The organism is Rhizobacter sp. P1_G5 (assembly GCF_056405435.1).
Window position 1 is genome coordinate 1 of the sequence record NZ_JBFUCB010000026.1, and the last position, 23,281, is coordinate 23,281.

The following is a 23,281-nucleotide window of genomic DNA, read 5'->3' on the forward strand; positions in this document are numbered from 1 at the left end:
GAGCAGGGCACGGTCGCGGTCTACCGCCGCGCCGACCAGCCCGCCGGGCTGCCGACCGTGCTGCTGGTGCACGGCTGGGCCGGCGACGCGCTGCAGATGCGGCCGCTCGGCGATGCGCTGGCGGCGGCCGGTTTCGCGCCGGTGCTGCTGGATTTCCCGGCGCACGGCCGCAGCGCCGCGTGGCGCTCGACGCTGCCGCAGTTCGTGCGCGCGCTGTGGGCGGCCTCGGCCCGGCTCGGCCCGCTGCATGCCGTGGTCGCACATTCGCTGGGTGCGCTGGCGGCCGGCCATGCCGCCGCCAGCGGCCTGCCGGTGAAGCGGCTGGCGCTGATCGCCCCGTCGCCGCCGCCCGGCCTCTTCCTGCACTGGTTCAGCGGCAGCTTCGGGCTGGGCGCCGGGCTGGCCGAGCGGATGGGCGCCGCGATCGAGCGCCGCGAGGGCGTGCCGCTGCAGCAGTTCGAGCCGGCGTGGCTGGGCGAGCGGCTGGCCCAGCCGACGCTGCTGCTGCACGACGAGGGCGACCGCGTCGCGCCGCTGGCCGGCAGCCGGGCGCTGCAGCAGGCCCTGCCCGATGCCCGGCTGGCCACGACGAGCGGCCTCGGCCACCGGCGGGTGCTGTCGGATGAGGAGGGCATCCGACTCGTCGTCGAGCACGTGCGTGCCAAATAGATGAGCGGCGCGGCACGGCCCCTGAGCGGTCGCGGCCGGCCCATGTAACCGTGCTTGAAAGGCGGGTTTGAAATAAGTGCGGCGGATCGACGAATCCGGTCAAGTCTGTAACCGAGACCTTACCGTCTGGCCACAATTCGGCCGGCACGGACTTCGTCACGCGGCATTTTTGGTCCGAAGCGGGGTCGCAAGACCCGAAAGCAGGCTGGCATGGAAGCTGCGCATCAGTGCGCACAGACTGCCAGTCCGGTGACTCTCCCGCCCCACGCCGGCAGCAGCTCCAACACAAGGACGTCGTTGCCATGTCGCTGTTTCATCGTCGTACGCCTTCTTCCCGCCGGGCCCGCCCGGCCACCCCGAGCTGCCGTGGCGGCGCCTCTTCGCTGCTGCGCCTGGCCCAGCCCGCGACCGGGCAGGGCGGTGGCAACGTCAGGCACTGGCTGGCGCGTGCCGCCAACGTGCTGTCGCCGGCGGCGGCCGAGATGGTCACCGTGCGCCCGAGCGAATTCGCCCCCAGCCAATGGCTGGTCGGCCACTGAAGGGGCCCGCGATGGCACCCCGCACCGAACACATGATCGTCCGCCCGAGCACCCAGCCGAGCGTGACGCGCATCACGCCGCAGGCCGGCAACGCCACCGACCGGTCGTTCAAGGTCCTGCAATCGAGCCGCGCTCCGGCGCAGCTGTCGTTGTTCCCGCCGCCCGGCAGCGTCCGCGGCGCGCGTTGATTTCCAGACGTATGTGACGTCCAAGGGGGAACGGGCAAGCCGGGGTGGATGAGAGCGAGCCCCCGGCACCTGTCCCGTTTCCCCTCTTTTTTTCACATCCGTCGAATTCAGTTCCCACTGTTACCCGGGCGCGCCGACCATCGGTGCCGGCCCGGGTGACTCGTTTCTGCCGCGCTCCTACACTGCGTCGCGCACCGCCCCGGGTGCGCATCGCAGAAGAACACAGGAGCACGACATGTCCCTCCCCACCTGGCGCGTCCGCAGCGCCCAACCCGGCGTGGTCGTCGCGCCCGACGAGCGCCTGCCGTGGCCGCAGACCTTCGCGATGGGCGTGCAGCACGTGATCGCGATGTTCGGCGCCACCGTGCTGGCGCCGCTGCTGATGGGGTTCGACCCGAACGTCGCGATCCTGATGAGCGGCATCGGCACGCTGATCTTCTTCGTGGTGGTCGGCGGCAAGGTGCCGAGCTACCTGGGCTCGAGCTTCGCGTTCATCGGCGTCGTCATCGCCGCCAGCGGCTATGCCGGCCACGGCCCGAACGCCAACCTGGGCGCCGCGCTCGGCGGCATCGTCGCCTGCGGCGCGGTCGTGCTGCTGATCGGGCTGGCCGTCACGGCCGCCGGCACCGCGTGGATCGAGTCGCTGATGCCGCCGGTCGTCACCGGCGCGGTCGTCGCGGTGATCGGCCTGAACCTGGCGGGCGTGCCGATCAAGAACATGGCGCCGACGCCGTTCGACGCCTGGATGCAGGCCGTCACGTTCCTGAGCGTCGGGCTGGTCGCGGTGTACACGCGCGGCATGACGCAGCGGCTGCTGATCCTGGTCGGCCTGCTGGCCGCGAGCGTCGTCTACGCGGTGCTCGCCAACGGCTTCGGCCTGGGCAAGCCGCTCGACCTGTCCGGCGTCGCCGCGGCCGCGTGGTTCGGCCTGCCGGGCTTCGCGACGCCGGTGTTCCAGGCCGATGCGATGCTGCTGATCGCGCCGGTCGCGGTGATCCTCGCGGCCGAGAACCTCGGCCACCTGAAGGCGGTCGGCGCGATGACCGGCAAGCCGCTCGACGCGCTGATGGGCCGCGCCTTCATCGGCGACGGGCTGGCCACGATGGTCAGCGGCGCGAGCGGCGGCACCGGCGTGACGACCTATGCCGAGAACATCGGCGTGATGGCCGCGACCAGGATCTACTCGACCGCGATGTTCGTGGTGGCTGCGCTGATCGCGATCGTGCTCGGCTTCAGTCCCAAGTTCGGYGCGCTGATCCAGGCCATYCCGCTGSCGGTGATGGGCGGCGTSAGCATCGTCGTGTTCGGSCTSATCGCSGTGGCCGGCGCCAAGATCTGGGTCGACAACCGGGTCGACTTCGGCGACAACACGAACCTGATCGTCGCCGCGGTCACGCTGATCCTCGGCACCGGCGACTACACGCTGAAGTTCGGCGGCCTGACGCTCGGCGGCATCGGCACCGCGACCTTCGGTGCCATCCTGCTGCACGCGCTGCTGCGGCGCCGTCCCGGGCGCTGAGCAGTCCGCTGGAACCTCAGGTCCGCCCTTTGCTGGTCGATATCCACCGATGGTCCCGATCCTGCGTGCCCCTGGGGCTTTCCTCCTGCGCCTGAGCTGCGTGCTGATCGCCGCGCTCGCGTGCGGCAGCGTGCGCGCCGCGCCGGCCCCTCCGTCGGCACCGGCCTCCGCCTCGGCCGTGCAGGTGGCATCCGACAGCGCGTTCGCCGAGTTCGAATCGACCGGCCGCGCCCATCCATCCGACACGGCCGCGCTGCTGCGCACGCGCGTCGCCGCGCTCGCGATCGGCAGCGGCGAGTGGGTCGACGCGCTCACGCTGCAGGGCCTGATGCACACCGAGGCCTCGGAATTCGACGCGGCCACCGACTGCGCCCGCCGGCTGCGGCAGCAGGCGACGCCCGCCACCGACGCGGCGGCGCGGCTGATCCAGGCCAGCATGGCGCTGAAGAGCGGCGACGCGCGCGAGGCCGACCAGCTGCTGAATGCCGCCGCAGCCGAACTGCCCGCGTCGACGCCGGCCGCGAGCCGCCTGCGTTTCCTGGCCGCGCATTCGAAGGCCAAGCAGCGCGCCGGCAAGCTCGACGACGCGGTGCGGCTGCATCTTCAGGAGATCGACCTTGCGGACCAGCTCGGCGTCGCCTGGCGCCGCGCCGAGGCCCGCTCGCGCGCCGCCTACTCGCTCTACAAAGCGCAGCAGCCCGAGCGCGCGCGCAGCACCAATGCCGAGGCGCTGGCGATCGCGACCGCGGCCGACGACAAGATCTCGCTGGCCCGCGTGCACAACATCCAGGGCATCCTGCTCGACGGGCCGACCGAGGTCGCCGCGGAGCTGCATTCGATGCAGTCCGCGATCAACTATGCGCACGAGGCCGGCGCCAAGCTCGACGAGGCGCTGCTGCTGGCCAACATGTCGGACTTCTTCCTGCAGCGCGGCGACTACCGCACCGCGCTGCGCCGCGCGCAGGAGGCGCTGCCGCTGACGCGCGAGGTGCGCGACACCAGCAGCGAGATCATCGCGCTGTGGAACATGGGCCTGGCCCACATCGGCCTGGGCGACGTGGCCGACGGCAAGCGGCACGTCGAACTCGCGCTGTCGATGGCCGAGCGCCGCGGCGATGCGCCGCTGGTGTCCGACGTGCTGCTGGAGTTCGGCACCGCGCTCGAGAAGGCCGGCGCCGCCACCGCCGCGGTGCAGGCGCTGCACCGCCACCGTGCGATCGCCGACAAGCTGGTGCAACGCGACCAGCAGAAGGCCATCCTCGAACTGCAGGAGCAGTTCGACAGCGACCGCCGCGGCCGCGCGCTCGCGCTGCTGAACAGCGACAACGCGATCAAGAGCACGCAGCTGCAGCGCCGCGACCTGCAGCAGCGCCTGTGGTGGCTGCTCGCGGCGACCTTCGTGCTGTCGTTCGCGGTGGTGCTGCTGATGATGCGCCGCGTGCGCCGCACCAACCAGGCGCTCGCGCACAGCAATGCGCAGCTGAAGGTGCAGAGCGAACGCGACCCGCTGACCGGCCTCGCGAACCGGCGCTACTTCCAGGCGGCGATGAAGCAGATGTCGGTCGACGGCCAGCTGGCCGGCACCGTGTTCCTGCTCGACATCGATCACTTCAAGCGCATCAACGACGAGCACGGCCATGCGGCCGGCGACGCGGTGCTGGTCGCGATGGCGCAGCGCCTGGCCGATGCCTTGCGCGAGCCCGACCTGGTCGTGCGCTGGGGCGGCGAGGAATTCCTGGTGGTCGTGCAGTCGYTGTCGCGCGAGCAGGTGGATGCGCTGGCGCAGCGGCTGCTCGATGCGGTGGGGCAGGTGCCGGTGCGCTGGCAGGGCCGCGAGATCGCGGTGACCGGCTCGATCGGCTACGCGAGCTTCCCGATCGAGCCGACCGGCCTGGCGGTCGCGTGGGAGCCGGCGATCAACCTGGTCGACACCGCCTTGTACCTGGCGAAGGCGCACGGGCGCAACCGGGCCTACGGCGTCGGGTTGCTGCATGCGCAGACGGTGCAGGGGCTGCAGGCGATCACCGCCGCGCTGGAATCCGCCTGGCGCGACGGGCAGGTCACGCTGACGCTGCTGCGCGGGCCGCTGCTCGAGGGCCGCGCATGACGGTCGGGCGCGGGTTCCGCTGCGGGTTCCGGTGCGCGGGTGTCGCGTGGCTGCTGTTCGCTGCCGGCGCGGCGGCGGCCGGCGTGATCGAGCAATCGGACCAGCTGGTGCGCCAGGGCTACGACCGCCCGGAGCCGGCGCTGAAGGCGCTGCTGCAGCTGCAGCACGAGCAGGAGGCGATCTCGCCGCGGCCGGCGCAGACGATCCGCCGCCTGCAGCTCGCGCGCGCGATCGTGCTGGCGCAGAACGGCCGCATCGGCGAAGCCGGCATGCTGGCCGAGGAGATCCGCACCAGCATGGCGGGCACCGAGGCGGACGAGRCTGACAGCACTGCGCGCGCCAACCTGGTCCGTGCGCTGGTGGCCGAGAACAACGGCCAGCTCGACGTGGCGGCCGCGCTGGCGCAGGCGGCGGTGCCGTCGCTGCAGCAGGGCTGCCCGGGGCCCGATGGTGCGCCGGCGGCCACCGCGCCCGGCTGCGACTACCGCGCCGCGTGGCGCGCGCTGCAGGTGCTGGAGCGCCATGCGCAGAGCCGCGCGCTGTGGGCCGAGGGCGCGCGCCACCTGCGCACCGCCGCGCAGCTGGCCGAGGCGCAGCACGACGGCTACCGCCAGGCGCTGGTGCTGGGGCTGCTCGCGCTCGACATCGCGCGCCAGGGCGACATGCCCKGCGCGGTGCGCACGCTGCAGCAGGCGCAGCGCGTGGCGGCGCCGCTCGACGACCCCGACGTCGATGTGCGGCTGCGGCTGCACGAGGCGCGCCTGGCCGACCTGCGCGGCGAGCACCAGCAGTCGCTGCGGCTGGCCGAGGAGGCGTTGCCGATCGCCGCGCGGGCCGATTCGCCGCGGCTGGAGTCGCTGGTCAACGCGAACCTCAGCGACCTGTATGCGCGCCAGGACCGCCCGGCCGATGCGCTGCGTGCGGCCGAGGCCGCGCTGCCGGTGGTGCGCCGCCATGGCGATCTGCGTGCCGAGCGGGTGCTGATCAACAACGCCGGGCTCGCGAAGATCGGCCTCGGCCGCCTCAACGAAGGCCGGCTCGACCTCGCCCGGCTGGTGGAGCTGTGGCAGCGCAACGGCGCGCCGGGCAGCGAGGCGCAGTCGCTGCGCGAGTTCGGCGAGGCGCTGGCGGCGGCCGGCGATGCGCGCGGCGCGCTGGAGCTGTTCCACCGCGAGCGCAAGCTGAGTGCCGAGGTGATGAAGGCCAACCGCGCCGCGGCGCTGAAGGATGTGCAGCAGCGCTACGACACCGAGAGCAAGCAGCGCGAGATCGAACTGGTGAGTCGCGACAACGCGCTGAAGACCGCGGCGCTCGCGAACCGGGAGCTGCAGCAGCGGGTGTGGGCGCTGATGGCGGCGGTGCTGGCGCTGTCGGTAGGTGTCGCCGCGCTGCTGTACCTGCGGGTGCGCGAGATCAACCGCCGGCTGCAGGCGAGCCATGCCAACCTGCGGCTGCAGAGCGAACGCGACCCGCTGACGGGCCTGGCCAACCGCCGCCAGTTCCAGGCCGCGATGGCGCGCAACGGCACGCAGGGCATCGAAGGCGCGCTGCTGCTGGTCGACATCGATCACTTCAAGCATGTGAACGACGGCCACGGGCATTCGGTGGGCGACGCCGTGCTGGTGGAGGTGGGGCGGCGGCTGGCCGGCTGCGTGCGCGAGCGCGACCTGGTGGTGCGCTGGGGCGGCGAGGAGTTCCTGATCCTCGCGCCCGAGGTCAGTGCCGAGCAGGCCGAGCAGCTCGCGGCGCGCGTGCTGGAGCAGATCGGGCGCGAGCCGATCGCCAGCGGCACGGACGGCGGCCCCGACGACGTGCTGCGCGTCACCGCATCGATCGGCTACGTGCGCTTTCCGCTGCCGCCCGACGAGCTGCCGGTGCCGTGGGAACAGGCGGTCAACCTGGCCGACATGGCGCTCTACACCGCGAAGGGCCAGGGCCGCAACCGCGCGATCGGCGTGGTGGGCGCGCAGCTGCGCTCGCCGGACGAGCTGAAGGCGATCGAGAACGACTTCGACAGCGCCTGGCGCGACGGCAGGGTGCGGCTGCATGAGCAGGCGGGGCCTCAGCCGGATCTGTTCTCGTAGTTTTTGCATTGGCGCGGCAAAGGCATGTGGGGGAGGCTGTGGCTCGCCGRCCGGTGCGGTCATTGCCCTGGGGGCAATGACTCCCCGCCGCTGACTGGTTTCATGGCCCGTCGTCGAAACTCCCTCCACTCACTTCGTTCGTTGTGGTCAAACAGTCGACGACAGTCAGTGCACGAAGCGTGCTGCGCACGCGGGCCATGAAACCAGCCAGCTCCGGCGCCCCGTCCCTATTGGCGCTCCACAGCCTCCCCCACATGCCTTTGTGGCAGCACCGTCCCCCTTCGGGAGGTGACAAGCGAACAAATGAAGGTTGAGTCCGGGTTGTCACCCGGGCAACGAGTGCCGCTTGAAAAGTGCCGCCAGACGCAGCGGGTGAGGGTGTCGGCATGGAGGGACGATTGATCGCAGATGCGGAACCGGGCCCGGGCGACAGCCCGGGCATCAAACCCCATTTGTTCGCTTGTCACAGCCGAAGGAGCAGGGCGGTGGCACAAAGGCGCGTGGGGGAGACCGTGGAGCGCCAATCAGGACGGGTCGCCGGAGCTGGCTGGTTTTGCGGCCCGCGTGCGCAGCACGCTTCGTGAACTGACTGTCGCCCACTGTTTGACCACAACGAACGAAGTGAGTGGCGGGAGTTTGGGCGACGGGCCGCAAAACCAGTCAGCGGAGGGAAGTCATCGCCCCCTGGGGCGATGACCGAACCGGCCGGCGCGCCACGGTCTCCCCCACGCGCCTTTGCGCAAACATCAATGCGCAAACCTTATGGCGCCCGCCCCGCTTGCTGCTCGTCCAGGCAGCGCAGCAGCTGCGCCACGTTCACCGGCTTGGTCAGGTAGGCCGCGAAGCCCGCCGCGCGCGCCACCTGCGACTGCTCCGGCGTCGCGTCGGCCGACAGCGCGATGCGCGGGCAGCCGAGCGCCGCCTCCAGCGCGCGCGACACCTCGACGCCACTCATGTCGCCCAGGTGCATGTCGAGCAGCAGCAGGTCGGGGCGCTGCTGCAGCGCCATCTCGACCGCCTGGCGCCCGTTGGCCGCCACCAGCAGCCGCCAGTCGGGCCGCATCTTCATCACCTGGCGCACCAGCTCGACGTTCATCGGGTTGTCCTCGGCGTACAGCACCGTCCAGGGCGCCGCCGGAATGTCGACGGACACCTCGGTGGGCGCGAAGCCCGGGTCCGACGCCGCCATCGGCACCCACGGCAGGCTCGCGGTGAAGACGCTGCCGACGCCCGGCTCGCTCTCGACCGACAGCCGGCCGTTCATCAGCTGTACCAGGCGCTGCGTGATCACCAGGCCGATGCCGGTGCCTTCGACACCGCTGCGCTCGGCGCCGAGCCGGTTGAACGGCTCGAACAGGTGCGCGATCTGCGCCGCCGTCAGCCCCTCGCCGGTGTCGCGCACCTGCAGGTGCACCAACCCCACGCCCGCGTCGACCGGCCAGCTCAGCAGCACCTGGCCGCCGCGGCGGTTGTACTTGATCGCATTGCTCAGCAGGTTCACCAGCACCTGGCGCAGCCGCAGGTGGTCGGCCTGCACGCAGATGCGCGGGTCGGCCGCCTGCGGCGATGCACGCTCGATCAGCAGCTGCACGCCGGCCTCGGCCGCAGCCGGCGCGACCATCGCGAGCGCCTCGTCAACGACGCGCCGCAGCGCGACGCTGCCCGACACCAGCGCGACGCCACCGCTCTCGATGCGCGACAGGTCGAGCACATCGTTGATCATCGCGAGCAGGTGGGTGCCGGCCTGCGTGATGTGCTGCACCCGCATCTGCTGCGCCGCGTTCAGCGGCTGCTGGCTGTCCAGCTCCAGCAGCTGCGCGAAGCCGAGCACCGCGTTCAGCGGCGTGCGCAGCTCGTGGCTCATGCGCGACAGGAACTCGGTCTTCGCGGCGTTCGCGCGCTGCGCCGATTCGGCCGCGAGCACCGCCTCCTCGATGCGCTTGCGCTCGGTGATGTCGATCATCAGCCCGCGCAGCAGCCGCTGGCCGCCCTCGGGGCGGAACACCGTGACCCAGCTGCTCATCCAGCGCACGCTGCGGTCGGCCGCGTAGAAGCGGTACTCGATCGCGCTGACCGAGCCGGTGAGCTGCGAATCGGCGACCTCGCGCAGCGCGCGCTCGCGATCGTCAGGGTGCACGTGCAGGATCCAGAAGCGCGGCTGCATCCAGTCGGCCTGCGGGTAGCCGAGCAGCTGCTTGGCCTTGTCGCTGACGAAGGTGAAGTTCTCGGTGCGCGGGTCGCCCTCCCAGAAGATGCCGTCGACCGAGTTCAGCAGGTCGACGAAGCGCTGGCGGCTCGCCCGCAGCTCGGACTCGGCCTGCTTGCGCTCGGTGATGTCCTGCACCACCGCGATCAGGTAGTCGGGATGGCCGTCGGGCTTGCGCACCAGCGTGACGTTGATGGTGGCCCAGACGATGCGGCCGTCGGCATGCAGGTAGCGCTTGTCGGCGCGGTAGCGCGGGATCTCGCCGGCCAGCAGCTGGCGCCGCCGGCGCCGCTCGCCCGCCAGGTCGTCGGGGTGGGTCACGTCCTCGGTGCTGAGCGCGAGCAGCTCGGCGCGGCTGCGCCCGAGCATGTCGCACAGCTGCTGGTTCAGGAACAGCGGGAAGCCGTCGAGCCCGATCTGCACGATGCCGGAGCCGGCCATCTCGAGCACCGCGCGCAGCTGGGTCTCGCTCGCGCGCAGCGCATTCTCGGCCTCGCGCCGCTCGCGGTCGTTGCGGACCGCGCCGAGGATCGCACCGACGCTGGTGAAGAGCGGTTGCAGCCGGTCGACCAGGGCCTGGTCGAAGCCGCCCGGCCGGTTCGCGAGGCCGACCATGCCGAGCATCTCGCCGCCGTGGAACAGCGGCACGCCGAGGAACGAGCGCATCGCCGGATGGCCGGGCGGCAGGCCGCCGCGCCGCGGGTCGACCTCGGGGTCGTTGCTGATGACCGGCGCACCGCTCAGCACGGCGGCGCCGAACAGCGTGCGCATGTTGTGGAACTCGATCGTGTGCTCCGGGCCGCCGTGCATGTGGCGCTCGTACAGCGCGCGCGTCGCGTCGTCCCACGAGATGTCGGTCAGCACGTAGAAGCGCAGGTAGGGCGCGCCGTCGCCGTCGTGCAGCACCTCGGCGATGAAGCCGTACTCGCAGGCGGTGCTCTCGAGCAGGTCGGTCAGCAGCGGCGCCAGCATCTCGCGCGGCGGCGCGGCGCGGATGTAGCGGGACTGGACCCGGGCGATGATCGCGCCGAGGTCGTCGGCAGGCGGGAACGGTGGGGGCACGGTCGTCGGGTTCCGGTGGGCACGAGAGCGTGCTGCAGGCAGGTGGATCGTGGCACAGCGCCCGGGTGGTGAGAAGTAGGGCGAGCGCGGGTACGGGGCGGCGTTGCGCTGCCGCACACTGGGCCCATCCCTCGAGAAGACCGGAGTTCCCATGACCTGTCCGACACGCCGCCAGGTGCTCGCCACCGCAGCGGCGGCCGCCACCGCAGTCCTTGCCTCCCCCCTGCGCGCCCAGGGCGCCTGGCCCACCAAGCCGGTGCGCATCGTCGTGCCGTTCGCGCCGGGCGGCACCACCGACATCCTGGCGCGTGCGCTCGCGCCCGAGCTGAGCCGGGCGTTCGGCCAGCAGTTCATCGTCGACAACAAGCCGGGGGCCGGCGGCAACGTCGGCGCCGAGCAGGTGGCGAAGTCGCCGCCGGACGGCTACACGCTGCTGATGGGCACGGTCGGCACGCACGGCATCAACCAGTCGCTGTACCCGAAGCTGCCGTTCGACCCGATCAAGGATTTCGCACCGGTCACGCTGGTGGCCGGCGTGCCGAACGTGCTGGTGGTGAATCCGGCCAAGGCCGAGGCCGCGGGGATCAACAGCGTGGCCGACCTGATCCGCTATGCGAAGGCCCACCCGGGCAAGCTGAACATGGCGTCCAGCGGCAACGGCACCTCGATCCACCTGAGCGGCGAGCTGTTCAAGAGCATGACCGGCACCTTCATGCTGCACTTCCCGTACCGCGGCTCGGGGCCGGCGCTGCTCGACCTGATCGGCGGCACGATGGACCTGATGTTCGACAACCTGCCGTCGGCGATGCCGCAGATCAAGGCCGGCAAGCTGAAGGCGCTGGCCGTCACCAGCGCGCAGCGCAGCGCCGCCTTGCCCGACGTGCCGACGGTCGCCGAGGCCGGGCCGGTGAAAGGCTTCGATGCGAGCTCGTGGTTCGGGCTGCTGGCGCCGGCCGGCACGCCGGCGGAGATCGTCAACCGGGTGCAGCAGGAAAGTGCCAAGGCGCTCGGCACGCCGGCGCTGAAGGAGCGGCTGCTGGCGCAGGGCGCGATCCCGAGCGGCATGCCGCCGGCGGAGTTCGCGGCCTACATCGCGGCCGAGACGAAGAAGTGGGCGCAGGTGGTGAAGGTGTCGGGCGCGAAAGTCGACTGAGGTCGGGGGTGGGGTTTAATGCGCGGCCATGGCCGCCTCGCTGACCGATCTGCTGCACCGCTTCTTTCGCTACGGCCTGGTGGGCGTGCTCGCGACCGCGGCGCACTATGCGCTGCTGGCTGCGCTGGTCGAGGGCGTGCAGGTGCCGGCCTGGATCGCCTCGGGCCTCGGCGCGGCGCTCGGCGCGCAGGTCGCGTTCTTCGGCAACCGGCGCTTCACCTTCGACCACCGCGGGCCGCTCGGCCCGGCCTGGCTCAAGTTCCAGGGCACGGCCCTGATCGGTGCATTGGTCGGCATGGCGATCGTCGCGGGCGGCGTCGCGCTCGGCTGGCACTACCTGCTGGCGCAGGTCGTCGCGACCCTGACCGGCCTGGTGCTGACCTTCCTGATCAACCGGCGCTGGACGTTTTCGTAGCACCGCGCTGCCACACCCGCCCGAGCTTGACGTTCGCCGCCGCCAGGTCGTCGGCGAACGCCCCGCTTTCCAGGTAGGCCAGCTCGCGCTGCCGCGCCGCGGCGATCGCATCGCCGGCCGACTGCGCATCGATCTCGCCCGGGTGGCAGAACACCAGCCCGCCCGACGCAGGCAACGCGCGCAGCCAGCGCTGCATCCACCCGCGGTAATCGGTGTCGACGAAGTCGTAGACGCCGAGCAGCGCCGGGTTGTGCAGCCAGCCGCGGCGCAGCAGCTCGCGGTGCAGCCAGCGCCCGCCGGTACCGGCGATCAGCTGGCGCTTCAGGCCGAAGCCCGGCCCGGGCAGCACGCCGGTGTCGCGCACCGCCGGTGCCGGCAGCAGCTGCCCGATGCCGTGCAGCAGCACCTCTCGCACCTGCGGCAGATGGTGCACATGCTGGTGGCCGTCGATGGTCTGCGGCACGCGGCCGGTCGCTTCGGTGAACGCGGCCAGTTGCGCCTGCCATTCGGCCCGCAGCGCGTCGACCGGCAGCCGGCGCAGGTGGGCCTGTGCGATCAGCGTCGGCAGCGGCGGCAGCACCGGCCACACGCGCGCCAGCTCGGCGCTCAGCGGCAGCCCCTCGGTCAGGTTGAAGTGCAGGCCGCACTCGACGCTGTCGGGCAGGTCGGCCAGCAACGGCGCGCTGGCCCGCCACGCATCGCCGGTCGTGATGCACGACACCACGGTCAGGCGCTGCGCATGCGCCAGCCGCGCGATGCCGCGCGAGACCGACGGCCACAGCCCGAAGTCATCGGCACACAGGCCGAGGGTGCGCGGCGCGCCCGTCATCGGGATTCCGGCTCCGCCAGGCCCTGGCCGGCCTCGCTCGCCACCAGGTAGATCGGGCGGCGCTTGACCTCGTCGAAGATGCGGCCGACGTATTCGCCGAGGATGCCGATCGACAGCAGCTGCACGCCGCTGAAGAACATCAGGCTGCACACCAGCGTGGCCCAGCCCGGCACATCATGGCCATAGATGAAGTGCTGCGCGATCACGAGCAGCCCGAAGCCCATGCCGCCGAACGCGATCAGCGCGCCGAGCGCGCTCCACAGCCGCAGCGGCACGTTCGAGAACGCGGTGACGCCGGTCAGCGCGAGCCGCACCAGGCTGCGCATCGAGAAGCTGCTGGTGCCGGCATGCCGCTCGGCCGGCGTGTAGTCGATGATCTCGGTGCGGAAGCCGACCCACGCGTACAGCCCCTTCATGAAGCGGTTGCGCTCGGGCAGCGCCTTCAGCGCATCGACCACGCGMCGGTCCATCAGCCGGAAATCGCCGGCATCGACCGGGATGTGCACCGAGTGCTTGGTGTTGACGAGCCGGTAGAAGGCCCAGGTGCCCAGCCGCTTGGCCCAGGTCTCGTCGGCGCGCGAGGCGCGCGCGGCGCACACCATGTCGGCCCCGCCGACCCAGGCCTGCACCATGCGGTCGATCAGGTCGACCGGGTGCTGCAGGTCGGAATCCATCAGCACGACGACCTCGCCGCGCGCCAGGTCGATGCCGGCGGTCAGCGCCTGCTCCTTGCCGAAGTTGCGCGACAGCCGCACGTAGCGCACGCCGGGCGTCGTGAGGAAGGGCGCGACCGCGAGCGCGGTGCCGTCGGTGCTGCCGTCGTCGACGATGACGACCTCCCAGCGGTCGGTCAGCCCGGCCAGGTGCGCGCTCAGTTGCGGCAGCAGCACCGGCAGGTTGGCGGCCTCGTTGTAGGCCGGCATCACGCAGCTGATGGCGGGGCGGGTGGGTCGGGTGGCGACGGGGTTGGCAACTGTGGAGCGCATGGACGGGGCTGTTCACCTGGAGCAGCCCGCGACTTTACGCCGGGAAGCTCAGCGTTGGCCCTGCTTGATGCGCGCGATCCGCGCGCCCATCTCCTCCAGCTGTGCGAGCGCATGGCGGGCGTCGTCGTCGAGCTCACCGGCCGGCAGCCGCTTCGCGAGGCCCAGCACCAGGTCGCTGAGCACGCCGATCTGCCTGCCGTACGACGCCACCTCGCGCAGCACGCGCAGCTCGGTCTCGTCGTTGCCGGCACGGGCCAGCAGCGAGGGGTGGATGTCCTGCACGACCGAGCCGCTGAACGGCCAGTTGAACTGCGGGTTGAAGTTGAGCCACCACATGGTCGTCGCCTCCCTGGCCGCGGTCGCAGCCTTGCCCGGCAAGTGTTGGGCTGGTATCCGCCGAAGGCAATCAGCTGCCTTGGGGATTGCACTCGACGGACAATCGCCACATGCGTTTCACCCCCTGGCGCCTGGATTGGCGCGCCTACCGTCGCGAGGCCCTGCGCGACGACCTGGTCGCCGCCTTCGTCATCAGCGTGCTGCTGATCCCCCAAAGCCTGGCCTATGCGCTGCTCGCCGGGCTGCCGGCGCAGGTCGGCCTGTATGCGAGCCTGCTGCCACTGGTGGCGTACGCGGCGCTCGGCTCCAGCCCGGTGCTGGGCGTCGGGCCGGCCGCGGTGCTCGCGCTGATGATCGCGCAGGCGATCGGCCAGGCGCCGGCCGGCGTCGAGGCGCCGGCGGTCGCGCTGGTGCTGGCGGCCGAGGTCGGGCTGCTGCTGCTGGCGGCGGCCTGGCTGCGGCTCGATGCGCTGGCCGCGCTGCTCAGCGTGCCGGTGCTGCACGGCTTCGAGACCGGCGCGACGCTGTCGATCGCGCTCAGCCAGCTGCCGGTGCTGCTCGGCGCGTCGGCACGCGGTGCCGATGCGGTGCAGGTGCTGCACAGCTGGTGGCAGGCGGTGCGGCCGTGGGCGCCGATGACGGCCGCGTACGGCCTGGGTGCTGTCGCGCTGCTGTGGTTCACGCGCCGCCATGCGCAACCATGGCTCGCCAAGCGCTTCGGCCGGCCGCACGCGGTGCTGGTCGGCCGGCTGGTGCCGCTGGCGGTGCTGGTCGGCGCGATGGCGACCGCGATGCTGACCGGCGCCGACCGGCACGGCGTGACGCTGGTCGGCGCGCTGCCGGCGCTGTCGCCGAACTTCGCGCTGCCGCTGCTCGACGCCACGCTGTGGTGGGCACTGCTGCCGCAGGCGCTGCTGATCGCGCTGGTCACCTACGTCAGCAGCCTGGTCGTCGCCGAATCGCTGGCGCGCCGGCTCGGCCAGCGGGTGGATCCGCGGCGCGAGCTGGCGGGCCTGGGCGCGGCCAACATGGCGGCGGCGCTGACGGGGGGCATGCCGGTCAGCGCGAGCTTCTCGCGCAGCATCGTCAGCCTGGAAGCGGGCAGCCGCACGCGCATGGCCGGCGTGTTCACCGCGATCCTGATGGTGCTGGCGATGCTGCTGCTGGCGCAGCCGCTCGCCTGGCTGCCGACGCCGGTGCTGGCCGCGACCATCCTGGTGGCGGTGCTGTCGGGCCTGGCGCTCGGGCCGTTCCGCGAGGCCTGGCACTACGCGCGCAGCGAGTGGGTGGTGATGGTCGCGGTGGCCGCGCTGATGCTGCTGTTCGGCGCCGGCTGGTCGCTCGGCCTGGGCGTGGCGGCATCGATCGCGCTGCTGCTGCAGCGCACCGCGCGGCCGCACGTGGCGCTGATCGGCCGCGTGCCGGGCACCGAGCACTACCGCAACATCGACCGCTACCAGGTGGAGCTGACGCCGGGCGTGCTCGCGTTGCGCATCGACGAGAGCCTGCTGTTCACCAACGCCCGCCAGCTGGAGGACGTGGTCGCGCAGCACCTGGCGACCCACCCGGACACGCGCCGCGTGCTGCTGCAGATGGCGCCGGTGAACCGCATCGACCTGAGCGGCCTGGAGGCGCTGCGCGCACTGCAGGACATGCTGGCCGCGCGCGGCATGCGGCTGGACCTGTCGGAGGTGAAGGGGCCGGTGATGGACGGGCTGCGGGCGGGTGGCTGGCAGCAGTGGTTCAAGGGGGAGTTGTTCCTGAGCGTGCACCAGGGGGTGACATGGAGCCCCTCGCCCGATGGGTACACCGGGCTGTCCCCCGAGGGAACGCGGGCCGGCTTGGGGCGGGCCGGCGCTCGGCCCGCCTGACGGCAGACCTGGCCCTACGGATCCAGCACCACCACCCGCTGCTCGCGCCGCAGCAGCGAGAACTGCACCAGGTCCTGCGCCTGCCCGCCCCACCAGCCGGCCTCGCGCAGCAGGCCTTCGCGCACGAAGCCGAGCCGCTCCACCAGCTTCAGCGACGCGATGTTGTCCGGATGCACCTGCGCCTCGACCCGGTTGAGCTGCATCTGCGCGAAGCCGAAACCCAGCACCGCGAGCAGCGTCTCGCGCATGTAGCCCTGGCCCCAGGCCTCGCGCGCCAGTTCGTAGCCGACCATGCAGGCGCGCCACTGGCGGTTCCAACGGAACAGCCCGCAGGTGCCGATCAGCCGGCCGTCGTCACGCCGCTCGATCCCCCAGCGGATGCCGGGGTTGGCCAGCGTGCGCGCCGTCGCCCAGCCCTCGATCACCTTCTGCGCCGCCTGCTCGTCGGGCAGCGGCTCGGTGCCGAACCAGCGCATCGCATCGGCATCCGAATGGATCGCGAACAGCACCGGCGCATCGGCCAGCGAGGTCTCGCGCAGCAGCAGCCGCTGCGTCTCGAGGACGGGGAAATGACTCGACGGGTCGGACATGGCAGACCTGGAACAACGGTCCGCCGAGTCTACGTCCGCTTCACCCTTGCATCTGACAAGTGACACGGCTCTCCATGCGCCAGTCGCGCCCGAGCGTGCGCACCGCGCCGGTGACCTGCACGCTCGCGCGCAGCCGGATGTCGGCACTCGACGCACCGACCTGCAGCTCGAACTCGCCGGGCTCGACGATGCGGGCGCCGGCCGCACCGGTGAAGTTCAGCATGTCCACCGGCAGGTGGAAGCGCACGCGCGCCGACTGGCCCGGCGCGAGCGCCACGCGGGCGAAGCCCTTCAGCTCCTTGACCGGCCGCACCGCCGACGCCAGCACATCGCGCACGTACAGCTGCGGCACCTCGACGCCGGCGCGCGCGCCGGTGTTGGTGATGCGGCACGACAGCTCGATCTCGCCGCGCTCGATGTCGACCTGCGGCTGCGCGAGCTGCAGCTCGTCGTAGGCGAACGCCGTGTACGACAGCCCGTGGCCGAACGGATGGCGGCTGCCGAAATGCAGCGCGATCGGCGTGCCGGCGCTCTTCAGCTTGTGGTTGTAGAAGTACGGCATCGCGCCGGCGCTCTTCGGCACCGACAGCGTCAGCCGGCCCGACGGTTCGACCGCGCCGCTCAGCACCTCGGCGATCGCGGTGCCGCCTTCCTGGCCGCCGGCAAAGGCCATCACCAGCGCGGCCAGTTCGTGCTCGCGCCCACCGAGCGTGTAGGGCCGCCCGCCGGTCAGCACGACCACGGTCGGCGTGCCGCTGTCGAGCACCGCATCGAGCAGCGCCTGCTGCACGCCGGGCAGCGCGAGCGAATCGGCGTCCGAGCCCTCGCCGACGGTGCCGGTCTGGAACAGGCCCGCCAGATCGCCGACGCAGACGATCGCGACATCGGCAGCCTTCGCGCAGGCCACCGCCCCCGCGATGCCGTCGCGGCGCTGCGAGACGCGCGAGACCCGCTCGCCGTTCACCGCCTCGGCCACGTCACCGGGGAACACCGGCGCACCGGCGCTGCGCTCCTCGAGGATCGGGCAGCCCTGGGCATAGCGCACGTTCGCGTCGCCGAACACCGCCTTCAGGGCCGCGAGCGGCGTGACGACCTGCGACGCGCCTTCGGCCTGGTCGTTGAGGATCAGGTGCACCGGGAAGCTGTAGCCGCCGAGCAGCGCCAGCGGGTCGTCGGCCGTCGGGCCGATCACCGCGATGCACCGGCCGGCGCGCGCATCCAGCGGCAGCACGCCGTCGTTGTGCAGCACGACGACCGATTGCCGCGCCACCTCGCGCGCGAGCGCGACGGTCTCGGGCTGCTGCAGCGCGATGCCCGCCACCTCGGTATACGGCCGCTCGAACAGGCCGATCCGGAATTTCTCGGTCAGCACGCGGGCGACGATCTCGTCGACCTTCTGCATCGTGATGAGACCACGCTCCAATGCTTCGCGCAGCTGCGGCGCGCAGTCGTCGCCCGGCAGCTCGATGTCGAGCCCGGCGTTGAACGCCTGCGCGGCCGCCTCGGCCCGGTCGGCGGCCACGCCATGGTGCTGGTACAGCAGGCTGATGCCGACGTAGTCGGCGACGACCAGCCCGTCGAAGCCCCACTGGCGGCGCAGCACCTCGGTCAGCAGGTGCTGCGAGGCATGCGCCGGCTCGCCGTCGATGTCGTGGTACGCCGGCATCACCGAGCCGGCGTTCGCCTGCTTCACYGCCATCTCGAACGGCAGCAGGAACACGTCGTTCAGCTCCCGCCAGCCGAGGCTCACCGGCGCGTGGTTGCGTGCACCCTCGCTGGCCGAATGGCCGGCATAGTGCTTCAGCGTGGCGAGCAGGTCGCGCTTCGGCCCCTGCAGCCCGCGCACGTAGCGCGTGGCGAGCACGCCGACCAGGTACGGATCCTCGCCGAAGGTCTCTTCGGTGCGGCCCCAGCGCACGTCGCGCGAGACGTCGAGCACCGGCGCCAGGCCCTGGTGGCAGCCGACGCTGCGCGCCTCGCGGCCGATCGCCTGCGCCACCTGCTCGACCAGCTCGGGGTTCCAGGTCGCGCCGTACGACAGCGCCGACGGGAACAGCGTGGCGCCGCGGCCCATCAGCCCGACCAGGCACTCCTCGTGCGACAGCGCCGGGATGCCGAGCCGGGTCTGCTCGACGAGGAATTTCTGCAGCCGGTTCAGCGCACGCACGCCGCTGGCCGGGTCGACGCTGTGGCTGCCGAGCGGGCGCGAGATCTGGCCCAGGCCATGGCGCAGGCCGTGCCGCACCGTGTCGGCGTCGCTGCCGCCGGTGAAGCTGTCCATGCGCGGGCGGTGATCGCCGTCCTCGGACAGCACCAGCCAGAAGGCGTGCAGCTGCGCGATCTTCTCGTCGAGCGTCATGCGTGCGAGCAGGTCGGCCACGCGTTCGGGGACCGGGCGGGCCGGGTCTTGGTAGGGATGGGTCATGGGTTTGTCTCGGATCTGTTCTGGGAAGCATCGAGCACCTTCGCGAGGCACACCGATTGCGTGCGTCCGGCGTAGTGGCCGAAGTTGGGAATGCGCGCATAGCCGCGCGATTCGTAGAAGCCGACGGCCCGCTCGTTGACGACGCGGGTCGACAGCCACAGCGCGTGGTAGCCGAGCGTGGTCGCCTCGGCTTCCAGGAAGGCGAGCAGCGCCGAGCCGACGCCGCGGGTGCCCGGCCGGGCGTACATGCGCTTCAGTTCGGCGACGCCCGGTTGCAGCGGCCGCAGTGCACCGCAGCCGACCGGCCGCGACTGCGCGTCGCGCGCAACGGCGAAGCGCGCCCGCGGATGGCGCACGTCGTCCGGATCGAACGAGGACCGGCCCGGGTCGCCGGTGAGGGCCGCGAGCGTGTCGGAGAGTTCGTCCACCAGCGCCCGCGCATCGGGCGAACCGGGGTCTTCAGCGGTGATCGTCAGCATGGCGGCATCGAGGAAAGCGTGCGCAACAACGCCGGCCCGGATCAGTCCAGCTGCACCAGCTTCATCCGGCCGGACGCCCCGCTCCTGATCTGCACCTGCGATTTGCGCAAACCGAAATGTTCGGCGATCAGCGCGATCAGCTCCTGATTGGCCTTGCCATCTATCGGCGGCGATTTGAGGTGGGCGAGCCAGCTGCCGTCCGGCTGGGCCTCGAGCTGGCGCAGGCGCGCGTTCGGCTTGACCTTGACCTGCAGCGTCGTCATCGCGCCGGTGCGGCCGGGGCGGGCTTCGCGACCGCGACCAGCGTCACCTCGTAGGCCTTGCCGTCCGGCCGCTTCAGCGCGAGGCGCAAGGACTGGCCGACCGTCTTGTGCATCACCGGCTCCAGCTCGCGGGCCTTGCGCCCGGCGATCGTCAGGCCGTCGGCGGCGATCACCAGGTCGCCGACCGCGATGCCCTTCTGCGCGGCCGGCGACGCCGGGGCGACGCGCGAGATCGTCACGCTCTGCAGCTTCGGGTTCCACGGCATGCCGCCGTCGGTCTTCACCGAGATGCCGATGCCGTAGTAGCCGACCGGTGGCGCGTCGGCCGCGTGCGCCGCGTGGACGAAGGGCAGGCACAGCGCGGCCACGGTGGCCGCGAGCAGCAGGCGCCGTCTCATGCGAGCTCCTCGTCAGCTGGCAGCGCGCGGCATGGCCGGGATCTCGCACGACGCGGCGGCGCCCAGTCCCTTCAGGAACGCACGGCGCACGGTGCCGGCGGCGATGGCGGCGGCGACATCGCGCGAGTAGCGTTCGGCACCGCTGAGCTTGCGGATCCAGCCGCGGAACGGCACCACGCCCTCGGCGGCGCTGCGCAGGTTGCCGACCGCCATGCCGCTGGCGGTGCCGGCGCCGCGCTCGATCAGGCTCGGGTTGCTGGCCGACGGCGGCGTGTCGAGGTCGGGGCCGAGCACCGCGTCGAGCGACTGCACCTCGGCGACCAGCGCCGTGCAGCCGGCCGGCGCCGGCACCGCATACGGCGCCTTCTGCGCGGCCTGCAGCGGCGCCGGGATGTCGGTGCGGATCAGGTTCAGGTCGTTCAGCGGCGTGACCATCGCCTCGCCGGCCTGCGTGAGCGTCTGCCGGGGGGCGTCGGAGGCGCAGGCGGTGAGGGCGAGCGCGAGGCAGGTGAGGGCGAGTTTGGTCATGGGGTGGCAGTCTAGTGGGGAAATCCGTGGGCTCCGGCGGCTCGGCTCAGGCGCGATGCCACACCACCGGCCGCCGGGCCGCGGACCAGCCCTCGAACAACGCCCCGTACGCCTCCTCGATCCGGTTGCGCTTGACCTTGAAGGTCGGCGTGATGAAGCCGTTGTCGACGGTCCACGGCTCGCTCACCGTGACCAGGCAGTCGAGCTGTTCGTGCGGATCGAGCCGCTCGTTGACATGGCGCAGGTGGGCTTCGAACGAAGCCTCCAGCTCCTGCCGCGACAGCGGGTCTCCCGCACCCTGCGCGGCCGCCGGCGACAGCATCAGGATGCCCATCGGCTGGCCCAGGTTCGCGCCGATCACGCAGCAGGCCTCGACCGCCGGGTGCATCACCAGCCGGTCCTCGATCGGTGCCGGCGACACGTACTTGCCCTTGCTCGTCTTGAACAGGTCCTTCACGCGGCCGGTGATGCGCAGGTTGCCCTGCGCGTCGATCTCGCCCTTGTCGCCGGTGTGCAGCCAGCCGTCGTCGGTCATCGCCTCGCGCGTCAGCCCCGGCGCCTTGTAGTAGCCCATCATCAACCCGGGGCTGCGCATCTGGATCTCGCCGTCGGCCGGCGCGATGCGGCACTCGACGCCGTCGTACGGCGGGCCGACCGTGCCGGGGCTCGCGCGGCCGGGCAGCGTCGCGTGCGACACGCCGCAGTTCTCGGTCATGCCGTAGGCATCGAGGATCGGCAAGCCCAGGCCCGCGTACCAGGCGCGCAACTCCGGCGGCAGCGGCGCGGCGCCGCAGGCGGCGACGCGGCACTGGTCGAGCCCGAGCGCGCGCAGGATCTTGCGCCGCACCAGCGCGCCGACCAGCGGGATCCGCAACAGGCGCTGCAGCTTCGCCGGCGGCATCTTCGCGTGCACGCCCTGCTGGAACTTGACCCACAGCCGCGGCACCGAAAAGAACACCGTGGGCCGCGCGCGCTGCAGGTCGCCGGCGAAGGTCTCCAGGCTCTCGGCGAAGAACAGGTGCATGCCGGTCGCGAGTTGCCCGTGCTCGACCAGCGCCCGCTCGGCGACGTGGGCCAGCGGCAGGTAGCTCAGCATGCGGGTGTCGGGGTCGATCGCCTCCAGCCGCTTCAGCCCGGTGCGGATCGACCACGCGAACGCACCGAAGCTCTGCATCACGCCCTTGGGCACGCCGGTGGTGCCGGAGGTGTAGATGAGGGTCGCGAGCTCGGCCGCGTCGCGCACCGGCTCGCCGGCCAGCGGCGCGGTGCGCGCGACGAGCGCATCCCATTGCGGGTAGTCGTTCGGCGGCGCGAGCGGCATGCCGATGCACGGCAGCTCGTCCGGGATGCCGGACTTCATCGCCTCCCAGCCGTCGAGCTTGCCGACGAACAGCAGCTGCGCCTCGCTGTGCAGCAGGATCTGCCGGATCGTCGCGGCCGACAGCGTCGGGTACAGCGGCACCGAGACACCGCCGGCCATCCAGATCGCCCAGTCGGCCATCAGCCAGTGCGCGCAGTTCTTCGACAGCAGCGCCACCTTCGCGCCGTCGCGCACGCCACGCTCGCGCAGGTGGGCGGCGATGCGCCGCACCTCGGCCATCACCTGCGACCAGGTGAACTCGCGCAGCACCCCGCCGCCCTGCGGCTGCGTGAAGCAGATGCGGTCCGGCGCGCTGCGCTCCCAGTGGTACAGGCGGTGCAGCGCGAGGTGTTCCGGCAGGATGGGATCGGCCACGTGCAACTCCGGCATCGGCGCGATGGCACCGGTCACCGACGATAGGAGCGGCAGGGCCCCGGCGCCTAGAGGGTGAGTACGGGGGGCGGGGATTAAACTGCGGCGCCCTGTCGGCAGCCCGGCTCCCCTCTTCCCATGGCCTTGTCCTCCCTTGTCTCCGATCGGCCGCCGGCCGCTCCCCGCCTGCCGCCGGCACTCGCGTTCGCGCTGCTGTTCGGCATCGGCTGGGCGCTGTTCGGGGCGCTGCTGAATCCCGGCCAGCCGGGCGACCACTTCGAGCAGTTCACCTGGTCGCACAGCTTCGAGGGCGGCTACCACAAGCACCCGCCGCTGCCGACCTGGATGCTGGCCGCCGTGATCCGCGTGTTCGGCTTCTCGCCGCTGTGGCCCTACCTGCTGGCCGCGCTGTGCGTCGCCGGCACCGCGGTGTTCACGTTCGGGGTCGCGCGGCGCCTGCTCGGCGAGCGGCTGGCCGGCGTGGCCATCGTGCTGTGGGGGCTGCACTTCGCGTTCAGCTGGAAGGGCCAGCTGTTCAACCACAACACGGTGATGATGCTGTGCCTGGCGGCCGCGGCCTGGGTCGCACTGCGCGCTGCCGAGCCCCGCACCGGCTTTGGCTGGTGGATCGCGCTGGGCGTGCTGGCGGGGCTCGCGCTGCTGTCCAAGTACCAGTCGGCGGTCGGGCTGGCCGGGCTGATCCTGGCGCTGGGCCTGAGCGGCATGCTGGCCACCCCCCGCGCACGGCTCGGGCTGGCGCTGGCCGTGCTGATCTCGATGGCGCTGTTCGCGCCGCACATCGCCTGGGTGTTCCACCACCAGTTCTCGACGCTGCGCTATGCGTCGACGACCGCGCTGCAGCTCGATGCCGCGGGCCGCATCCACAAGCTGCTGTCGTTCAC

General features: G+C 71.9%; 21 protein-coding genes. 10 read left to right on the top strand and 11 right to left on the bottom strand.

Annotated elements, in window-relative coordinates; translation table 11 throughout:
* From AC1D12_RS03580 to AC1D12_RS03605, 6 genes are all read left to right on the top strand, one after another.
* A partial coding sequence (locus AC1D12_RS03580) for an alpha/beta hydrolase (protein ID WP_477838895.1) occupies positions 1-669 on the top strand: 669 nt, incomplete at its 5' end.
* A gap of 302 nt (positions 670-971) precedes the next feature.
* Entirely contained in the window at positions 972-1,208 is a 237-nt protein-coding gene (locus AC1D12_RS03585) for a hypothetical protein (protein ID WP_047508562.1), read from the top strand.
* An 11-nt stretch (positions 1,209-1,219) separates the two neighbouring features.
* Positions 1,220-1,396 carry a hypothetical protein gene (locus AC1D12_RS03590; protein ID WP_477838897.1) on the top strand — a complete coding sequence of 59 codons (177 nt, stop codon included), beginning with the start codon at positions 1,220-1,222 and terminating at the stop codon, positions 1,394-1,396.
* 235 nt (positions 1,397-1,631) lie between these two features.
* Entirely contained in the window at positions 1,632-2,915 is a 1,284-nt protein-coding gene (locus tag AC1D12_RS03595) for a solute carrier family 23 protein (protein ID WP_477838899.1), read from the top strand.
* A gap of 49 nt (positions 2,916-2,964) precedes the next feature.
* Positions 2,965-5,022, top strand: a complete 2,058-nt coding sequence (locus AC1D12_RS03600; RefSeq protein WP_477838901.1) for a GGDEF domain-containing protein — start codon at positions 2,965-2,967, stop codon at positions 5,020-5,022.
* Entirely contained in the window at positions 5,019-7,106 is a 2,088-nt protein-coding gene (locus tag AC1D12_RS03605; protein ID WP_477838903.1) for a GGDEF domain-containing protein, read from the top strand. The genes AC1D12_RS03600 and AC1D12_RS03605 overlap by 4 nt, the downstream gene beginning before the upstream one ends.
* A 760-nt stretch (positions 7,107-7,866) precedes the next feature.
* Here AC1D12_RS03605 and AC1D12_RS03610 read toward each other — a convergent pair.
* On the bottom strand, positions 7,867-10,374 hold the full coding sequence (locus AC1D12_RS03610) for a PAS domain S-box protein (protein WP_477824482.1): 2,508 nt from the start codon (positions 10,372-10,374) through the stop codon (positions 7,867-7,869).
* A 151-nt stretch (positions 10,375-10,525) separates the two neighbouring features.
* On the opposite strand from AC1D12_RS03610, the gene AC1D12_RS03615 reads away from it, so the two are divergent.
* Both AC1D12_RS03615 and AC1D12_RS03620 read left to right on the top strand, forming a co-directional pair.
* Positions 10,526-11,527: a Bug family tripartite tricarboxylate transporter substrate binding protein gene (locus AC1D12_RS03615; RefSeq protein WP_047504034.1), complete on the top strand. Its 1,002-nt coding sequence runs from the start codon at positions 10,526-10,528 to the stop codon at positions 11,525-11,527.
* Between the two features lie 28 nt (positions 11,528-11,555).
* Positions 11,556-11,942, top strand: coding sequence for a GtrA family protein (locus AC1D12_RS03620; RefSeq protein ID WP_477824483.1), 387 nt, complete (start codon positions 11,556-11,558; stop codon positions 11,940-11,942).
* Here the strand turns inward: AC1D12_RS03620 and AC1D12_RS03625 are convergent.
* From AC1D12_RS03625 to AC1D12_RS03635, 3 genes are read right to left on the bottom strand one after another with little or no spacing between them, the layout of a single operon-like run.
* Positions 11,917-12,771 (bottom strand): ChbG/HpnK family deacetylase, encoded by an 855-nt coding sequence (locus AC1D12_RS03625; RefSeq protein WP_465110192.1) that lies wholly within the window; start codon positions 12,769-12,771, stop codon positions 11,917-11,919. The genes AC1D12_RS03620 and AC1D12_RS03625 overlap by 26 nt on opposite strands.
* Complete coding sequence (locus AC1D12_RS03630) at positions 12,768-13,757, bottom strand: glycosyltransferase family 2 protein (RefSeq protein WP_477824484.1); 990 nt, start codon at positions 13,755-13,757, stop codon at positions 12,768-12,770. Before AC1D12_RS03630 ends, AC1D12_RS03625 begins: the two co-directional genes overlap by 4 nt.
* Before the next feature lie 48 nt (positions 13,758-13,805).
* The gene (locus AC1D12_RS03635) at positions 13,806-14,093 is read right to left on the bottom strand and encodes a hypothetical protein (RefSeq protein WP_156154786.1); all 288 of its coding nucleotides are present in this window, start codon (positions 14,091-14,093) and stop codon (positions 13,806-13,808) included.
* A gap of 110 nt (positions 14,094-14,203) precedes the next feature.
* On the opposite strand from AC1D12_RS03635, the gene AC1D12_RS03640 reads away from it, so the two are divergent.
* On the top strand, positions 14,204-15,964 hold the full coding sequence (locus AC1D12_RS03640) for a SulP family inorganic anion transporter (protein WP_477824485.1): 1,761 nt from the start codon (positions 14,204-14,206) through the stop codon (positions 15,962-15,964).
* A gap of 14 nt (positions 15,965-15,978) precedes the next feature.
* On the opposite strand, the gene AC1D12_RS03645 is transcribed toward AC1D12_RS03640, so the two are convergent.
* The 7 genes from AC1D12_RS03645 to AC1D12_RS03675 are packed head-to-tail and all read right to left on the bottom strand — an operon-like array spanning position 15,979 to position 22,397.
* The gene (locus AC1D12_RS03645; RefSeq protein WP_477838905.1) at positions 15,979-16,554 is read right to left on the bottom strand and encodes a GNAT family N-acetyltransferase; all 576 of its coding nucleotides are present in this window, start codon (positions 16,552-16,554) and stop codon (positions 15,979-15,981) included.
* Between the two features lie 40 nt (positions 16,555-16,594).
* Positions 16,595-18,979, bottom strand: coding sequence for a glycoside hydrolase family 3 N-terminal domain-containing protein (locus AC1D12_RS03650; RefSeq protein WP_477824487.1), 2,385 nt, complete (start codon positions 18,977-18,979; stop codon positions 16,595-16,597).
* Complete coding sequence (locus tag AC1D12_RS03655) at positions 18,976-19,458, bottom strand: GNAT family N-acetyltransferase (protein WP_465110186.1); 483 nt, start codon at positions 19,456-19,458, stop codon at positions 18,976-18,978. The genes AC1D12_RS03650 and AC1D12_RS03655 overlap by 4 nt, the downstream gene beginning before the upstream one ends.
* A gap of 41 nt (positions 19,459-19,499) precedes the next feature.
* The gene (locus AC1D12_RS03660) at positions 19,500-19,721 is read right to left on the bottom strand and encodes a DUF167 domain-containing protein (RefSeq protein ID WP_047504012.1); all 222 of its coding nucleotides are present in this window, start codon (positions 19,719-19,721) and stop codon (positions 19,500-19,502) included.
* Entirely contained in the window at positions 19,718-20,119 is a 402-nt protein-coding gene (locus tag AC1D12_RS03665) for a PDZ domain-containing protein (RefSeq protein ID WP_477824488.1), read from the bottom strand. Before AC1D12_RS03665 ends, AC1D12_RS03660 begins: the two co-directional genes overlap by 4 nt.
* A gap of 12 nt (positions 20,120-20,131) precedes the next feature.
* On the bottom strand, positions 20,132-20,647 hold the full coding sequence (locus AC1D12_RS03670) for a hypothetical protein (protein WP_477824489.1): 516 nt from the start codon (positions 20,645-20,647) through the stop codon (positions 20,132-20,134).
* 46 nt (positions 20,648-20,693) lie between these two features.
* A complete protein-coding gene (locus AC1D12_RS03675; protein ID WP_477824520.1) occupies positions 20,694-22,397 on the bottom strand; it encodes an AMP-binding protein in 1,704 nt (567 codons plus the stop codon).
* Positions 22,398-22,517: 120 nt separating this feature from the next.
* Here AC1D12_RS03675 and AC1D12_RS03680 point away from each other — a divergent pair.
* On the top strand, positions 22,518-23,281 hold a 764-nt coding region (locus tag AC1D12_RS03680; protein WP_477838906.1), incomplete at its 3' end, for a glycosyltransferase family 39 protein.

Excerpts from the sequence above, each read along its gene's own strand:
- AC1D12_RS03585 (WP_047508562.1), top strand. The coding sequence starts at position 972 with ATGTCGCTGTTTCATCGTCGTACGCCTTCTTCCCGCCGGGCCCGCCCG.
- AC1D12_RS03590 (WP_477838897.1), top strand. The coding sequence starts at position 1,220 with ATGGCACCCCGCACCGAACACATGATCGTCCGCCCGAGCACCCAGCCG.
- AC1D12_RS03615 (WP_047504034.1), top strand. The coding sequence starts at position 10,526 with ATGACCTGTCCGACACGCCGCCAGGTGCTCGCCACCGCAGCGGCGGCC.
- AC1D12_RS03620 (WP_477824483.1), top strand. The coding sequence starts at position 11,556 with ATGGCCGCCTCGCTGACCGATCTGCTGCACCGCTTCTTTCGCTACGGC.
- AC1D12_RS03625 (WP_465110192.1), bottom strand. The coding sequence starts at position 12,771 with ATGACGGGCGCGCCGCGCACCCTCGGCCTGTGTGCCGATGACTTCGGG.
- AC1D12_RS03635 (WP_156154786.1), bottom strand. The coding sequence starts at position 14,093 with ATGTGGTGGCTCAACTTCAACCCGCAGTTCAACTGGCCGTTCAGCGGC.
- AC1D12_RS03640 (WP_477824485.1), top strand. The coding sequence starts at position 14,204 with ATGCGTTTCACCCCCTGGCGCCTGGATTGGCGCGCCTACCGTCGCGAG.
- AC1D12_RS03645 (WP_477838905.1), bottom strand. The coding sequence starts at position 16,554 with ATGTCCGACCCGTCGAGTCATTTCCCCGTCCTCGAGACGCAGCGGCTG.
- AC1D12_RS03655 (WP_465110186.1), bottom strand. The coding sequence starts at position 19,458 with ATGCTGACGATCACCGCTGAAGACCCCGGTTCGCCCGATGCGCGGGCG.
- AC1D12_RS03660 (WP_047504012.1), bottom strand. The coding sequence starts at position 19,721 with ATGACGACGCTGCAGGTCAAGGTCAAGCCGAACGCGCGCCTGCGCCAG.
- AC1D12_RS03665 (WP_477824488.1), bottom strand. The coding sequence starts at position 20,119 with ATGAGACGGCGCCTGCTGCTCGCGGCCACCGTGGCCGCGCTGTGCCTG.
- AC1D12_RS03670 (WP_477824489.1), bottom strand. The coding sequence starts at position 20,647 with ATGACCAAACTCGCCCTCACCTGCCTCGCGCTCGCCCTCACCGCCTGC.
- AC1D12_RS03675 (WP_477824520.1), bottom strand. The coding sequence starts at position 22,397 with ATGCCGGAGTTGCACGTGGCCGATCCCATCCTGCCGGAACACCTCGCG.